Annotated in this window: 11 protein-coding genes; 1 reads left to right on the forward strand and 10 read right to left on the reverse strand. The window is 65.2% G+C overall.

The genetic code is table 11. The features are described from left to right. Positions 1-1,281: 1,281 nt before the first annotated feature. From ABS52_15425 to ABS52_15465, 9 genes are all read right to left on the reverse strand, one after another. Positions 1,282-1,764: a hypothetical protein gene (locus ABS52_15425; GenBank protein ODT02038.1), complete on the reverse strand. Its 483-nt coding sequence runs from the start codon at positions 1,762-1,764 to the stop codon at positions 1,282-1,284. 352 nt (positions 1,765-2,116) lie between these two features. Next, positions 2,117-2,512: a hypothetical protein gene (locus ABS52_15430; protein ODT02039.1), complete on the reverse strand. Its 396-nt coding sequence runs from the start codon at positions 2,510-2,512 to the stop codon at positions 2,117-2,119. A gap of 575 nt (positions 2,513-3,087) precedes the next feature. Next, positions 3,088-4,590, reverse strand: coding sequence for a DNA methyltransferase (locus ABS52_15435; GenBank protein ODT02040.1), 1,503 nt, complete (start codon positions 4,588-4,590; stop codon positions 3,088-3,090). After that, positions 4,587-5,177: a hypothetical protein gene (locus ABS52_15440; GenBank protein ODT02041.1), complete on the reverse strand. Its 591-nt coding sequence runs from the start codon at positions 5,175-5,177 to the stop codon at positions 4,587-4,589. The genes ABS52_15435 and ABS52_15440 overlap by 4 nt, the downstream gene beginning before the upstream one ends. A gap of 1 nt (position 5,178) precedes the next feature. Then, entirely contained in the window at positions 5,179-5,628 is a 450-nt protein-coding gene (locus ABS52_15445; GenBank protein ID ODT02042.1) for a DNA-binding protein, read from the reverse strand. A 115-nt stretch (positions 5,629-5,743) separates the two neighbouring features. Beyond that, entirely contained in the window at positions 5,744-6,646 is a 903-nt protein-coding gene (locus tag ABS52_15450) for a restriction endonuclease (GenBank protein ID ODT02043.1), read from the reverse strand. Further along, positions 6,643-7,674, reverse strand: coding sequence for a hypothetical protein (locus tag ABS52_15455; GenBank protein ID ODT02044.1), 1,032 nt, complete (start codon positions 7,672-7,674; stop codon positions 6,643-6,645). Before ABS52_15455 ends, ABS52_15450 begins: the two co-directional genes overlap by 4 nt. Before the next feature lie 320 nt (positions 7,675-7,994). Next, positions 7,995-10,910 (reverse strand): restriction endonuclease subunit R, encoded by a 2,916-nt coding sequence (locus tag ABS52_15460; protein ID ODT02045.1) that lies wholly within the window; start codon positions 10,908-10,910, stop codon positions 7,995-7,997. 356 nt (positions 10,911-11,266) lie between these two features. Then, entirely contained in the window at positions 11,267-11,524 is a 258-nt protein-coding gene (locus ABS52_15465; protein ODT02046.1) for a hypothetical protein, read from the reverse strand. Positions 11,525-14,627: 3,103 nt separating this feature from the next. Here ABS52_15465 and ABS52_15470 point away from each other — a divergent pair. Further along, on the forward strand, positions 14,628-15,029 hold the full coding sequence (locus ABS52_15470; GenBank protein ODT02047.1) for a hypothetical protein: 402 nt from the start codon (positions 14,628-14,630) through the stop codon (positions 15,027-15,029). A gap of 301 nt (positions 15,030-15,330) precedes the next feature. Here ABS52_15470 and ABS52_15475 read toward each other — a convergent pair whose 3' ends face one another. Beyond that, positions 15,331-15,795, reverse strand: coding sequence for a hypothetical protein (locus tag ABS52_15475; GenBank protein ODT02048.1), 465 nt, complete (start codon positions 15,793-15,795; stop codon positions 15,331-15,333). Between the last annotated feature and the right edge of the window lie 32 nt (positions 15,796-15,827).

Here is a 15,827-nt window from a genome sequence, read left to right on the forward strand (position 1 = left end):
GACCCTGGACTACGTCAGTCCCGTGACGTATGAAGAACGACTCCAGAACGCCGCGTAAGAACTCTTAAACCCGTGTCCATTAAACCGGGTCAAGCCCAACCCACGCCTCTGTCCCGCCAGTCCCTGTCCTGCTCACGTTCCGCAACACGTCGGCGAGCAGCGGCATGGACCCGCCCCAGCACAAGTTTGCACGCGATCTGAAAGAGAAGGAGCACCCCCACGCTTCGAGCACCATACAGGAACATCTGCCTCCATGGTATCCGCCACGCATCCGGAGTACTCAGCGACGCGAAGCGTAAGAGCGCGTAAGCATTGAACCAGAAGAAGACGCCGGTATAGAAGGCACGCGACACAGGAGACCACCGAGCGGCCTCGTCATCAGTCACTGCACCAATGCCTAATTGTGTCTCATACGGGTAGCCGTACCCCTTGAAGACGAGAGTCCGCTCGATCAGTGTCGACGATATCGATGCGATCACGTGGCCTGCCACATAAACCGTAAGACCGAGCGCCAGTGCGGTTACTGCACTCTGCAGCCACGTTGGGTTCGAGGCTCCACTCAGGAGCATTCCAGATAGAGTGTGAATCGGAACATGCAGCGTACGACCAGCGAGCGCGCCGCCCGGCCCCGCCAAGTGGAGCGCCCACGTCTCGAACACGTAGATGCATAGTAGAAGCAGTCCCCCGGGAGCGATGTAGCCCAGTAGGTCATAAAAGGTCATCGACCACGGCAACTTCTCCACACGTTCGGCCATCTCCCCTCCTCCCGCGTTGTGCCCACTCCTTCATGGCGCCCTAACTCATCGCTGCATTGCGGCGTCGTCCACCATCACGAGTCCCCTGGCGGGGCGCCCGGGTCCGCTCACCTATCGTGTAGACTGCATGGCGTAGCCTTTCTGGAGGGGGACGTCCCTTGCTCCTGGAGCCAGTCGGACTCACACTTTGATGGCGGCTGGCGAAGAAGAAGAGGCGCGCCGATATGCCTCGCAACGGTTGCCTTTCGCTACGCACCGTGCCGCCTTCGATGTCCGCCCCGCCCCTTCTCCGCTACTGTCTCCGCTGTGGTAATGCGAATCCACCTCCGACGATCGAAGCTCGTCGGATAGGCATCCGGTTCCTGTCCGCACTCTCGAACAGTACGGCGCACTTCCTCGAGAAAGGCCGCCTCCGACGTTCGGATCGGGATCTCTACGTCGATGGCACCGCTGACTCGCGACTCCACCACCCAGCCGCGCGCCATGAGGTGCTTGCGGAGACCGCGTCGCTCACGTCGTTCGTCGCTCATCGGCGCTCCGCGGCCTCCTTCACGGCCTTCTCGAAGCGCGACTCGAAGTCGCCGGTGCTAGAGCACTCGAGGCGCGTGAAGTGGTAGGGTGCGGCCCAATACCCGCCGAAGAAGGCCGCGGTCACGCGCACCGTGCTGCTCGTGGGGCCGGCGGATCGCACCAGCACGTTGTAGCGCGCAGACTCGGGCGGATATACCAGGTCTCTCGCCATATTGCTGCCGCGCAGACGGCCACAGTCGGCAAGAGCGCGGGCCAGCGTTGAGTCCGCGGGGAGGACGGTGCGAATGACGCTGCTCGAGGCCGCGACGAATCCCGACGCGCGGTCGAGCGTCTCGATTGGTATGACCTCGCGCGCGAACAGGTCAATGACAGCATCCCATGTGCGCTCGAACGGTGCCGCCACGGGTTCCGCGTTTCGCGCAATCGGGTCCTTCGGCGGGATGTACCGCAGCGGCGGTGCGCACGCGCCGGCGAACAATACAGCTCCCGTCAGTAGGAACTGCGGGCTTCGCATAACTCCACCTCCCCCCTCCCCTGCCCCGAGCCCATCCCGGCGCGACGCCTACCTTACGACGAGGCTCTGACAGCGTCAAGCAAGGTCCCGGCACGCTCTCAGATTCGGTGCCCATCGACTCGGCCGTTCCCGTCTGAAATACGGTGAATCGACGATGATGAGCCGCCAGGGCGAATGGCGTCCCGGTGTCTCTCGTCGTCAAAACGGGGGTCTGGCTGGCTCGGATATCCGGGGGCCCCGCCATCCCGTGCTGGTTCACCTCCCTGACGGACTCCGGCTTGGGGAGGAGTTCACCGCTGCTCGCCAGTAGCGCCCCTCACACCAGGAGTCTCTCTAGGAGGTCCGTGACGCGCTGACGCGTCGTCAGATTCTTGAGAGCCGAGAATCGCACTCGCAGAGTGCCATCGTCCGTCAGCGCTTCGGTACTGATGGAGCCAAAGAGTGCCCGCGCCTCATCCTGCAGCGCAGGGTTGAGATACTTGGCCGTTCGCGGCGTGATCTCGAATTTTGCACCGTCGACCATACGAGGATACGCTGACCAGAAGACCGATCCGTCCACCACGCGTGCAAAGCTCACGACGTGCTGTTCGTAGCCGCTGTCGTGATGTACGAGACTCGTCGCGTGCACCGCGCTCCAGTCGATGAAGTGGTCGAGTACCTCAGCAAATCGCTGCTGCTCGCTGGCGTGGGGGACATAGCGACCTACCTGCATGAGAAAGCGCGCTCGATACTCAGCCAAACACGGCATTGAGTGTTGGGATTCGGGTTACGATGGGCGGCATAGCGCGAGGTGGAGCTGCGGTCGAATGCCGTGAGGCGAGCCAAGCGAGCGCACCACTGATCGGCCGGCTGGACCAACGGCGCCAATATAGCACCGTCGCGGCAACCGGCTTCGCGCTCAAGAAGTGGCACCGTGCCACTTCTTGTACCTATTGCCGCTGCCACTGGGGCAAGCGTCGCTGCGCCTGAACCGCCTCGAACCTTCCGGAACTTCGGTTAGTTAAGCCAAACGAGGGTCGGGAGAGACGCGTGAGACTCATTGCACACGTCTAGGAACCCCGATCGGTACGACACACTTCCGCGATTCTTACAGGAGCCGCCTGAAATCCCCTGGTGGCGAGATCTCGATTTCGCGGACCTCGATCGCGTTGACTCGGCCGGGGCATCCGGATCGCCCGATTCGGCCGGCGGCTTCGACAGGCGGCGATCGTGTCACTCGACGAGACGCCCCGATCATCGCCGTACCCTCCCGTCTTAGGACCTGGGCACCGCTCGGCGCTGCCTCAGTCACCCGCCCGTCCCCCTCAACGCCCCCTCCAACCCCTCAAACGCCTCCAACGCCGCCCTCAAATCCTCCACGATCTCCCCCGCAATCACATGCGGCGCCGGGAGATTCGCCGACGCCTCCAGCGCCTCGTCCTTCAGCCAAAAGACATCCAGCGACGCCTTGTCCCTGGCGAGCAGCTCCTCCACGTCATACGCTCGCCACCGCCCGCTGGGGTTCTTCTTCTCGCTCCACGTCGCCTTCCGCTCGTGGCGGTTGGCGGGGTGATAGCAGGCGACGAACTCGTCCAGGTCCTTCCGCGCCAGCGGGTTGGTCTTGAGGGTGAAGTGCTGGTTGGTGCGGAGGTCGTAGATCCAGAGCTTCTTCGTCGCCGCCTTGTCGCTGGCGGCGCGACGGTCGAAGAAGATCACGTTGGCCTTGACCCCCTGAGCGTAGAAGATCCCGGTGGGAAGGCGCAGCAGAGTGTGGACGTCGCACTCGTGCAGCAGCTTGCGCCTGACGGTCTCCCCCGCCCCGCCCTCGAAGAGGACGTTGTCGGGGACGACGACGGCGGCGCGGCCGTTGATGCGGAGCAGCGTCTTCACGTGCTGCACGAACGCCAGTTGCTTGTTGCTGGTGGTGACCCAGAAGTCGTCGCGGACGATGGTCAGCTCCTCGCGCTCCTCGTCGCCCTCGGGCGTCACCATGCGCACGCTCGACTTGCGGCCGAAGGGCGGATTGGTGAGGACCATGTCGAAGCGGTCGCCGGGATCGGCGCGCAGGGCGTCGTCGACTTCCACGGCGGGATCGACCTGCTCTCCGGCGGTAGGACCGATGCCATGCAGCAGGAGGTTCATCCCGCACAGGCGGGCGACGCCGTCCACCAGCTCCACGCCGCGCAGCGCCTCCAGCTTGAGGTGGCGCTTGGCCTTCTTGTCGAGAGTGTGGTTGTGGCGGACGATGTAGTCGTGCGCCGCCAACAGAAAGCCGCCGGTGCCGCAGGCCGGGTCGCAGATGGTCTCCCCCGGTTTAGGGTCCATGCAGTCAACGATGGCCTGGATGAGGGGGCGCGGGGTGAAGTACTGGCCGGCGCCGCCCTTGGTGTCCTGGGCGTTCTTCTCCAGCAGGCCCTCGTACGCATCGCCCTTCACGTCGGCATCGAGCGAGAGCCACTGCTCGCGGTCGATGAGGTCGGCGATGAGGCGGCGGAGCTTGGCGGGGTCCTGGATCTTGTTCTGCGCCTTGCGGAAGATGAGCCCCAGCATCCCCTGCTCCTTCCCCAGCCGCTCCAGCGTACGCCGGTACTGCCCCTCCAGCGCGTCGCCGTCCTTGGAGAGGAGCGCGGGCCAGTCGAGCCCCTTGGGGATGATCGACGGCTGGCTCCACGGCGCCTGGGTGCGCTCGTGGGCCATCTTGAGGAAGAGCAGATATGTGAGCTGCTCGACGTAGTCCCCGTAGGAGAGGCCGTCGTCGCGCAGGACGTTGCAGTAGTTCCAGAGCTTCTGGACGATTTGCTGAGGGTTCATGCGAGGGGTGCGGATGCGGAGGGCAGTTCGCCGAGGAGTTCGTTGAGTCGCGCGACCGACTGCACGAGTCCACCGTCACGAAGCGCAGTGAGCACGCCGCCGACGCTTTGCGCCGGGTTGCGAAGGGCAGCCGCTTGCTCGCGGACGCAGTTGGCCACCAGGACGGGGGCCAGGTCGAGACAGTCCATCACGAAATCGTCCGGGTGCTTTGCCTCGACGTCGTACCGTCCGAGGGCCGACGACGGAAAGTCCTTCGTGTTGAAGGTGACGATCGCCTGCGCCCCTGATCGAATGGCGGCGGCCAGCACGTGGCGGTCGCCGGGGTCAGGCAGGGCGATCCCGTCAATCAGCGGCTCGAAGTCATGCACGTTGGCGGCGGGAAGTGCGGCCTGCATCAGCGCCCGAGTGCGGGCGAGATTCTCGGGGTCGAGGTCCGGACGCGCACGCCGAATGCTCGAAAAGCACTCGTCGAGGATGGACTCCGACCAGCGGGCCTGGACGATGCCGGTGCGCGCGATTCGCATGAGCAGGTCGCGCAGCGGCGCGGGATGGAGCACGCACGCATCGTAGACCACCGAGAAGGGCACGTCAGTATCCGAGCCCCAGCTCCTGGGCTTGCCGCGTCAGTTCATCCAGGGCCTCGCGAGACCGCTGATCCTGCGCGCGCTTGTACGCCGCCAGGTCAGCATACAGGACCCGCCGGTGCGTGCCGACCTTGCGGTGCGGCAGCTCGCCCTTCTCCAGGAGCGAGACGAGGAACGGCCGCGACACGTTCAGGAGATCCGCCGCCTGCTGGGTCGTCAGCTCCGCGTGGATGGGGACGATGGTCACGGCGTTGCCGTTGGCCATCTGCCCCAGAATCTCCAGGAACAGGTCGAAGGCGGCGCGAGGGACGACCACCGATGCACCGTTATCGCCGTCCGCGCGAAGGCGAACGTGCCGGCGCGCGCGGCGGGTGGCCAGCGGCGACAGCTCGCGCAGCGCTTCCTGCGCCTCGTGGGCGGTCTCGGGGGTCGGGAGTTCGAGGGTTGCGGTCATGGCTTCACCTTACCTGCTGGACGCTCTCACCGCAATATACGAAACAAACGAAACGAAAGTTCCTTCGGGCCGCCTACCGCCTTCCGACACGACAGGCGGGACCTGTCCCCAGCCCTCACCCCTCCGGCGCCAGGAAATACACCGGCTGCAACGGCAACCGCCGTCGCTCCACTTCGGCGAGCTTGGCGTAGTGTTCCGTCCAGAGCCTCACGAGCCGCTCCAGATCGACCAGCGTCACCCGACGTGTGGTCTGCGACCGGGCCTCATCGATGGCGTCGCGCGTGAAGCCCCCGGTGTTCACGAAGATCCCCACGTCGTCGGTCCCGAGGAGCGCCATGAAGGCACGGAGCCCGTCAACGGCGACCTTCTGCTGCTGGCGCTTGACCTGGACCTTGATGCGCGGGAGGGTGGTGCCGAGTGGGTCGTTGAAGGCCAGGATGTCGACGCCGCCGTCCTTGCCGGGCTGCGCGATCCAGCCGACGTGATAGCCCATGGCGCCGAGCAGGGCGGCGACGAGGTTCTGGAAGTCGTACGGGGGCATGGCCGACAGGTAGCGTTCGATCTCGCTCCACGCCTGCTCCTCGGCCTGCTCGAGGGTGATGCCAGCCGTGGCTTGCTCCTCGTCCTCCTCCAGCTCCTCCTCGGGATCGGCGCTCGGTTGCGCCTTCCTCCAGGCGCGGTACGCGGCGATCGCGGTGCGCAGGAACCGTTCGGAGTCCTGGTACTTGGCGAAGGCCGCCCGCCCCTCGTCGGTGATATGCCAGCGTCCGGCGTCCTTCACGAGCCATCCGGCCTTCACCAACGGGATGGACGTGAAGCGGACGACCTTCTCGTAGCGCTGGGCGCCGGAGGCGTATTCGCCGGACTCGTACTCGGTGGGCGGGAGGCGACGGGCGAGTCGTTCGATGACCTCGGAGGCGCGGAGCCCCTCGCTCTCGTCGCGCAGGACGTCGAACAGTCCGCGCATGAGGGTGGCGCGGCGGTTGAAGCTGACCTGGGCAGTGGACTTGGGGCTCATCGGCGTGGTGCCTTGCGAGAGGTCTTGGCCGTAGCGCGCGACTTGGGAGCACGTGGCGCGTCCGACTCGCGCTCGGCGCAGATGCGGTCGAGCAGGACGGAGGCGGGTTCGTCGTTAGGGTCCTGCGAGACGAGCTTGCCCTCGAAGGCGTGCTTGAGGATGGACTGGCGGAGGCGCGTAGCGCGGAGGAGTTGGATGTCGATCTCCTGCTCGCACCGATCGATCGCGATTAGCTGATCGTCGACAACAGCAGCGACGAGCTCTTGCTCCTCCACTGTTGGCGGAACGGGAACTGCGAGCTGCTCGATATCCTGCTGGTTGATCTTGTATATCCCGGCCGTCGTGCGAGCCTGCGATTCGATCTGGCGACGTACCGCTGAGGAATCCCACGCGATTCGGAGAAACGCCGCGGTCAGCACTCCCTGATTCGGACGAACCCGAATCAGCGTATCCGGGTACGCGACACCCCGTCTCACGTGCCCCACCATCCCTCCCCGGCCGACGAGCCTTCGCGATCCATTTCCCCTCGACACAAGGAAATCACCCTCTCGAATGAGGAACGGCCGCGCGGCATCCGGGCTCCAAGCGCCAATCTTGAACTCGCCCTGATCGATCATCCCCGATCGGAGGCACGTAAGTCGGAGAACCGGAAAACCCTTGTCTGCAGTCGGAACGGACCTCCCGTTGGAGAGCGGCTCCGCCAGCAGCTCACCGATTCTCCGAGTTGGAAATGCGGAGAGCGCCGCATCACGGACAGACTGGCGAAGCCGTCGTGCATTCGCCCGCGCCCGCTCCAACCCCGCCACCGCCGCATCCAGCTCCGACAGGTTCTCCTCGAGCGCGGCGACGATGCGGCGCTGCTCGGCGAGTGGAGGCAGTGGCAAAGGGATCTCGGCGATCGTGCGAGAGGACAGGTGCTTGACAGTTATGGCCGATGTGTACTCGTTGATAGCAGAGAGGTAGCCGGGAAGCACGTACGCGAGGAACTTTCGCTGCAGTACCGCCTCATTCGGCGAGATCTTGCACACTCGTTGATTCAGAGCGGCAACGGGTCCGCGCCAAAGTGCCGCGCTGAAGTCGCCATCCATTCCGACGACAAGTTCTCCCGCCGAGACGAGGAACTGCGGATCAACTCCTCCGTCGAAGCACGCATCGGTCGACTCGGACCGGACGTCACGTATACGCAGGAGGGGAGTCCCCCGATCCTTCGTGAACTTCGCGGAGGGAAACGGGAAGCCGTTGAGTATCGTCGCGACGCGCCCCAGTGCGACGCGGCGCCAGTGAGGGGCAGCCGAGAGCAGACCGTTGCGGTTCTCGCGCACTATCTCCTTGAGCGACGCTGTGAAGCTCACGCCGCCACCACCCCCGTCACCTCGTCAATTACCGTCTTCAGCGAGTCCCCAAACACCCGATGCGCCGCCCCCAGCCCGCCACGCTGCGCGAACGGCGCATACTCGAAGTCATCCACGTCGATCTCCACGTTGGCCGCCAGGTGGTCGACGATCTCCGCCAACCACGTCTTCTGTTCATCGGTGAAGCGCCGCCCACCCGCCTCCATCTTCGACATCCACGCCGCGAACCGCGCGCGCGCCACCTCGGGGAACGGAGCCAGCGCGTCGTCGCGATGCAGGGCGAAGCGCACGAGCGAGACGACGTCGGTGAGCACCCGCGCCGGACGCCCCCGCACGCGCGAGCGGTCGAGCAGCTCGTACGCCCGCCAGACCTCCTCCAGCGCCAGCGGCGGCTTCTGCCGAGCGAGCGTCTCGGTCAGCTCCTGCAGCGCGTCGCGCGTGAGGCGTCGCCCCTTGGCGCGTCCGTAGAGGAGCTGCAACGCCACGAACTCGTCGCGGTGCTTCGCGATGAACTGCTCGAAGCTCGTCGTCAGCGACGCCGCGCGCTGCCGCGCCTCGGGTGAGATCCCGGCATCGAGCAGCTCGTCCTGCGACGCGATGTCGATGACCTGCTCCTTGGATCGCTTGAGGTCGAGGATGCGCTGCCGCAGTTGCGGGTTGGTGGCGAGCGGCGCTACGGCGTCCTTGATGAGCTGCGCGCGTGCCTGCTCGACGCCCTGGATGCTCGGTTCGGCGCTCCCCTTGACTCCCTCGTGACGGCGCGCCTGCGCCTGCGCGTGGTCCGGGTCGAGCGCCAGGACGATGGCGTGGGCCAGCTCGCCTAACGACCTCCCGCCGGCGGCATCCTTGATGCTCTCGTGCTCGGCCTTGCCGAGCTGCCGCTCCAGGCGCGCCAGCCGGCTCGCCACCGTGGAGGCGACGTCAGGGTCGGTGTTCCCCATCGCGACCGCCTGCAGGAGCTTCTCCAGCGAGACGGTCGGCTCGCGGTCGAGCGGGCGCGTGTCGGAGAGGTCCTCTTCGCTCACGCCCACGCAGTCGATGATCACGAAGCGCGTCTTGGCGTCGGCGTCCGGGGTCACCGCCTTGAGGTCGTCGGGCTTGATGACTCGCACGCCGCGCCCCTTCATCTGCTCGAAGAGGGTGCGGCTCTTCACCGTGCGCATGAACCAGAGGACCTCGAGCGGCTTGACGTCGGTCCCGGTGGCGATCATGTCGACGGTGACGGCGATGCGCGGGTGGAACGAATTGCGAAAGCTCTGCAGGAGGTCCTCCGGCTTCACCCCGCTCGACTTCCAGGTCACCCGCTCGAACTCGGTGCCGTCGTCCTTGCGCACCTTCTCCACGAGGCGCACGGTCGACGTGCGATAGGTGATCTTCTGCACTGCGTCGTTCCCCAGCCCAAGCTCGTCGCGGATGATCTGCACCAGGTCGTCGGCGTGCGAGTCGTCCTTGGCGAAGACGAGCGTCTTGGGAACGTGCGTGCGCTCCGGAAAGACTTGCGGGAGGAAGTGGTCGCGGAAGGCGCGCACGACCGTGCGAATCTGGTCGGGGGCGACCACGTCGCGGTCAAGCGAGGCGCCGCCGTAGGCAAGCTCCTCGTCGAGCTTCTCCCACCGCTTGGCGCGCGTCTCGCGATCGCGCTTGTCGACCCACTGCCCCGCCTCCACCGTCGACCCCTGCTCGGTGATCTTCGTGCGGATGCGGTAGACGTCGAAGTCGACGTTGACCCCATCGGCCACCGCCTCCTCGTGCCCGTACTCGGCGACCACGTTCCCGTTGAAGAAGCCGTAAGTGAGCTTCGACGGCGTCGCCGTGAGCCCGATGAGGAAGGCGTCCCAGTACTCCACCACCTGGCGCCAGAGCGTGTAGATGCTCCGGTGCGCCTCGTCGACGAAGACGATGTCGAAGGTCTCGATGGGGATCGTCGGGTTGTAGACCACCGGGAGCGGTTCCTTCCGGAGCGCGTCCAGCCCGCCTAACGCCACCGCCACTTCATCGGCGCCAGCCTCATCCCCCTCCTCCGGGAGATCCTCCTCTCCCTTGAGCATGGAGTACAGGCGCTGCACCGTCCCGATCACGACCTTGGCCACCGGGTCGATCTTGTTGTGCGTGAGGCGCTGGACGTTGTAGAGCTCCGTGAAGAGCCGCCCGTCGTCGGGCGTGCGGTAGCTCTGGAACTCCTTGAGCGCCTGCTTGGCCAGGTTGGCGCGATCGACCAGGAAGAGCACGCGCGTGGCACCGCCAAACTTGATGAGGCGGTAGATCGACGAGACCGCCGTGTACGTCTTCCCGCTCCCCGTCGCCATCTGCACCAGGGCGCGCGGGCGGTTCTTCGCCAGCGAGACCTCCAGGTTGCGCACCGCGTCCAGCTGCGCCGGCCACATCCCCCGCTCGGCGACCGGCGGCAACACCGTCAGCCGCCCGCGCAGCGACGACGGGTGCAACGAGAGCGGGTCCGGCTTCCCCTTGCGCTCGGGCATCCAGAGCGGCTCCGCCTCCAGCCACTCCGCTATCGTCTCCGGGCGGTGAAAGGTGAAGACCTCGCGGCTCTTGGGGACCGGGTCGAGCCGGCTGGTGAAGCGCGTCTCGACCCCGGTGCTCTGATAGAGGAAGGGGAGCGGGCGAGTCGGCGCCGGGACCCCAGCCGGGACGCCGTTGCCGTATTTCTCGCTTTGCAGCTCGAACTCCGTGAGCGGCGTCCCGGCCTTCTTCGCCTCCACCACCCCCACCGCCTGACCGTCGACGTAGAGGAGGTAGTCGGCGAAGCCGTGGCCGCTCTTGAGCGGGAACTCGCGGATCGCGACCCCGCGGGCGGCGTGCACGTTGAGAGCGGACATGTCCTGTAGCACCCATCCGGCGGCGGCCAGCTGGGCGTCGATGTCGTGCCGTGCGCGGGCTTCGGGGGTGGTCACGCTGGGGGGGCGTGGGGCTCGGGTTCGCGGAGGTGGCCTGGGGGCGGGCGCTCGACAGGGAGGGTGGAGCGCGAATGCCCTAGCCCAGCCCGAGGAGCCCCGGGGGAATTTGGGGTGAGGGTGGGGGGTTGGGGAGGGTGCGGAGCAACCTGACGTTGCCACGCCACGCACGGCGTGGCACCGCGGCGACGGCGGATCGAACTAATCCAGTGACTCGGTTATCACGTACCAGACGTTGAAACACTTGCGACTTAACAAATCGAACCTCCGGCAATCCCGGGGCGGTTCATTTTGCTGCGTGACGCAACCAATGGGAACGACCCAGCCGGTGCGCTGAAGCTGGCGTTGTGTGCGGGTCACTGATGGTCCGACGGCCTGCGGAAACGTTGCACTCGGCCGTGGCGCTGACAGACTTGCCCCCCTCTCACCTCCGCCGAGTCGTGCCCCAACCGCGACAGAACGTGGACTTCAAACTCGGTGCCGACCAGGTCGAATTCATCTTCAAACGGCCGGTGGCTGAGGGCCGCGCCGGCCAACGCGACGTTAACCCGGTGCTCGCGGACATGGGACGCGAAATCGGGGCGCTCGAGCGTGTCGAGCGCACTTGCGCGCACTGAAATCGATCGCGCCCTCGAGGGTGGCGCCACCTCTGTTCGCCATGTGATGGACGGGCGCCCACCTATTAACGACGCGGTACACGACCATTCGCGGGGACAGGACTCTCCAGACCTGTACGACTCATCCTGACTCCCATCCTGGTGCCGGCCGCGAGCGCGTTGACCGATTCGCTACGGATACCGCTACCGAACGAAGCCGAGCAGGGGAGAACCGCCGAGATCTGGGGCGATGATCGTCCAGAAGCGCGTCGCACGAGTAACCACGACATAGAAGAGTCGGCGCGACTCGTCGTCATCAGGCCAAAACCTTGCCGACGCGTCAGCGAGAACCACGGCATCGAACTCCTTTCCCTTGCTCTGGTGTGCCGTCATGACAAAGAGTCCGTGGCCATGGCGCGGGGCTCCGTGCGTTAGCGTGAGAACAGCCGCCGAGTACTCGGCGAGTGCGCGGGCGAGGTCGGCGGGCGATCCGGCCAATCTATCGGCAGTGCGCTGAATAGCGCGCGCCGCTTCGACGCGAGGCAGGTGGTGACCCGACGCTCTGCACGCATCAAGTGCAGTCGCCACCGCATTGAAGAATCGCCCGGCCCCGTCGGCGAAAACGGAATCGAATGCGCCGAGGAGCCGAGCGGCCTCGGGACCAGCCCCTCGTGGGTTGGTGCCCGTGGCTGTGATCCTCCTGCGCACTTGGTCAACAACGGCCGCCGAAAGCGTTGGCACGAGCGCCGACACTCGATCTAGCGCATGCTGAGCAAACGCCCGTCGATCCTGGAAGAGGGGCAACTGCTCAATGTCGTGTCGAGCTTCCTCGAAATCTTGGGTGCCAATCTGCCGCGGGTACTGCGACTCCCTGCACAGGTAGGCCTGAAACTCGGAGGCTCGATCGTTGTCTCGTACCAGAACGGCTACAGACGAAGCCCCATTCGTAAACGCGCGGGCTACGGCCGCCCTGATGAACGGCTTCGCACCGTTCAACCCGCGTTGAGCGGGAGTGATTCTCAAGTCGCACTCGGGTGGTTTGGGACAGGCGGCATCGCGGCCGGCTAGCCGTTCTCGAACGGCGAGCAACCATCTGGCTACGGGCTCGCGACCGTGCCACCGATGCGGTGTGCTGAGGCTGAGCTGTTGGCCGCAATCCGCGGCGTGCCGTTGGAGCCGGGTGCGGCTTGCCCCGCGGAACTCGTGGATTAGCTGCATGTCATCAGCGAATACGGTCAGTCGCCGATCACCGAGCCGCCGTGCGATCGCATCTTGGAGGGCAGACGCATCTTGGTGCTCGTCCGCGATAACGACCGGATACCGATCGCGGTATGCTCGGTCGACGACGGGATACCGTGTCAGCAGGGACCAGAACAGCGCTCCTAGATCATCGAAGACGAGTCGTCCGGCGATCTGCTCTCGATGGACGGCCAGGAGCAACCTCTCCAATAGATCTGGCGCAGGGGTGCGCGCGTCCTGGAATTCGGGGAAGCGATGCTCGGCGATGGACTCAACGACTCCATTTGTCCCTCCGAGCCTGGCACGATCGGGGCCGAGGTTGAGGGCCACCTCGCGTCGCGCGCGACTGCCGATGTCGATTTCCATCGGCAACCCAAGCGCGCGGCGGTATGCGGAGACGCCCTGCCAGAAAAAACGGTGGTAGTTGGTGATCTCGACTCGGTTCCGCAGGCTTCCCGGAAGCCTTAGGGCGGCTTCGCGTTCGAGCTGAGACCGAGCTTGGTTGGAGAACGTCAGCAGTAAGACCCGCTCTCCGTGCGAGAGCTGCGCCGCCCATTTTGCTGCCACTCGGACCGAGAGGCAGGTCTTGCCGGTTCCTGGAGGCGCCGACACCAACACATGGCGGGCATCACTCACCAAGACGGCGTCGTGATCAGAATCGGTCCGAAGCTCAGGCACCCGGCCCCATCGCGATTTCTCCGCCTGACCGGCAACCATCAACGACCCACCGGTTTAAGTGAACGAACGCATTTCGAAACGTGGCGGGTACTCCCTGATGAGCGATGATCGTCTCGGCCAGGATGCGGGCCTGACGAGCGCCCTTCTGTTCGAACGGCGATGCCGTCTTAGATCCGAGCGCACGAGCAAAGACCTTTCGGCACTCATCGGGGTCGAGGCATGCCACGAAATCGTCGAGCGAGGTGGTAGTCCCAGCGGCGCTCCGACGTGCCGGATCCACGCCATCGCACCGGCTGATCAGATCCGTGCGCTGCTCTTCCCACGCGTAGCCACGATCGTTGGCAACCGCGCCCATGCCTGCGGACAGAGCGCTTAAGTCGCATCCCCACGCCAGTGCTCCCTCAAGGTTCTGTCGATCGGGAGCGAGGTCGTGCAGCACCAAGGCGCCACAGTGTCCTTCGCGCTTCAACCGATCAACCTCACGACGGGCAGCATCTGTATCCTGATCCACCCAAGCGACGACCGTTCTGCCCGCCGCACGTAGGACAGCGGCCAGCATCGGCATGTTTGAAACGCCCTCAGCATTCACGATGTCGAGCCCGATGCGGAAGGAGTGAGCCACTTGCTCAGTCCGAGCGAGTTCACGCCAAAACACTTCAAAGACAGCGCGATCGCTTGGACCCTCCACCAGCACCGGAATGCGACAGAAAAGCCCACGGACGACCGGCCCGTCCAACCGCCTCTCGTAGGCCTGTCGGACTGCAGGTGGAATTTGACCAGCAAGGTGCACGGCGTTCGCCCCGTTGGTTCTCTCATGGAGTAGTAGGAAACTGTCGATACCAAACGCCCGAACGATATCAGGGGAATGGGTGACGAGGAATACCTGACCATTCGCCTCCGTAATTTCCTGGATCATCGATGCAACTTGGACCTGCCTGAGTGGCTCGAGCGCTTCCTCGGGCTCCTCGAAGGCGGCAAGAGGTGCCGCTGCGGCGTCGGACGAAAGACGTAGAAGTAGCGAGACCAGCGCCAAACGCTGCGTGCCACGACCTTGTCGCGAGAGGGGGATGTTGGTGTTGCCAACGGCTGGCAGGGTCAGGCGCAGGGTTTGTAGCAGCGCGCGCTGGGAGACGGAGCCGAGCTCGAATGCGGCCGCTTCCTCATTCCTGATTAGTCCGACGCGCTCCAGTTCCTTGGACACCTTTTGCAGGACGCCATCGATGGCGGCATCCGAGTTGAGCGCCGCCGTACCGGTGCGAATGACCTCCCGAAAGGTCCCGAGTGCTTCGCCGAGATCTACTTCAGCGAAGTACCGATCGAGCACGCCACCTTGATAGAAGAAGAGTTGACGGGACGGATCACGGCTCCGACCGTCGAACACCCATCGAACCTGTGCGCGCAGCCGTGGATGAAACCGCGCTGCGTTCGATTCCGGCTTCGCGAACTCATGAATGGCCTCGAACTCGTCTGTGCCGCGGACCCTCACACGCACGACAGCCTCCACGCCATCCCCATCCGGTTCGGCTACCAACTCGCTCGAGGCAGCCCGCCAACCCTCCAGGTGATGATGCACCTCCGCGCTGAATGCGCGCGACAGGTCCCCTAACACCGCCTCGATCTCGAAGCCGCTGTCCGGATCGCGCATATGGTAGTCGATCTCCTCAAGCGCGGGGCGCTGGCGACCGAGTCCGCTGTGGAGCAGAAGGTCGAGTGCCTCGAGCACGGTGCTCTTCCCGGCGTTGTTCGGACCGAGGATGACGGTGCAGGGACCGGGGCAGAACGTGAGATGCTTTAGAGCGCGGAACCGCTGAATGGTTAGGCGGCGGACTCGCATGGACGGGCGGACAGGGCGTGGGCTCGCATTGTGTGGCGCAGTTCGCGATGTGACGGTGATGGATGGCACATGATCAGGCTCCCCCCTCCTGAGTGCCGCCACTGCGGACATCGATGGCCGGAAAGCCGAGTGCTGCGCGCACTCGTGATATCAGGAGCACTAGCTCGCCGAAATCGCGGATTCCCGAGTGCGTGCAGATGTACCTTCGGAGCGCGGCCTTCGACGGATGCTCCCATCTGATACGCCTAAGCTGGCCGTCGCGATACTCCTTGCTGCAGTTGGCCCCGCCGAGGGCAAAGAACGCCTCCTGTGCCGGCAAGGGGATCAGATCCTCGATGAGGACGTCGGGCCGCCCAACCAGTGTCGGATGGGCGGATGGGTCGAGTGTGAGCGAGTGCCGGTCAGGGCGGAACCCGTACTTCTTGATCTGATCTCGCGCTTCGCGGCCGGCCCAGTCGTGGTCAAACACGAACACGATGCCCAAGAGAACTTCGGCCCGAAAAAAGTCACCAAACAGAGCTGCGGCCATGTCGACCATGCGCTTGACACCACCGCTGGCTGGGCGGCCGT

This window comes from Gemmatimonadetes bacterium SCN 70-22 (genome assembly GCA_001724275.1).
Lineage (GTDB): Bacteria > Gemmatimonadota > Gemmatimonadetes > Gemmatimonadales > Gemmatimonadaceae > SCN-70-22.

Coding starts and splice junctions, on each gene's coding strand:
- ABS52_15435 (ODT02040.1), bottom strand. CDS start 4,590: ATGAACCCTCAGCAAATCGTCCAGAAGCTCTGGAACTACTGCAACGTC.
- ABS52_15445 (ODT02042.1), bottom strand. CDS start 5,628: ATGACCGCAACCCTCGAACTCCCGACCCCCGAGACCGCCCACGAGGCG.
- ABS52_15450 (ODT02043.1), bottom strand. CDS start 6,646: ATGAGCCCCAAGTCCACTGCCCAGGTCAGCTTCAACCGCCGCGCCACC.
- ABS52_15430 (ODT02039.1), bottom strand. CDS start 2,512: ATGCAGGTAGGTCGCTATGTCCCCCACGCCAGCGAGCAGCAGCGATTT.
- ABS52_15475 (ODT02048.1), bottom strand. CDS start 15,795: ATGGTCGACATGGCCGCAGCTCTGTTTGGTGACTTTTTTCGGGCCGAA.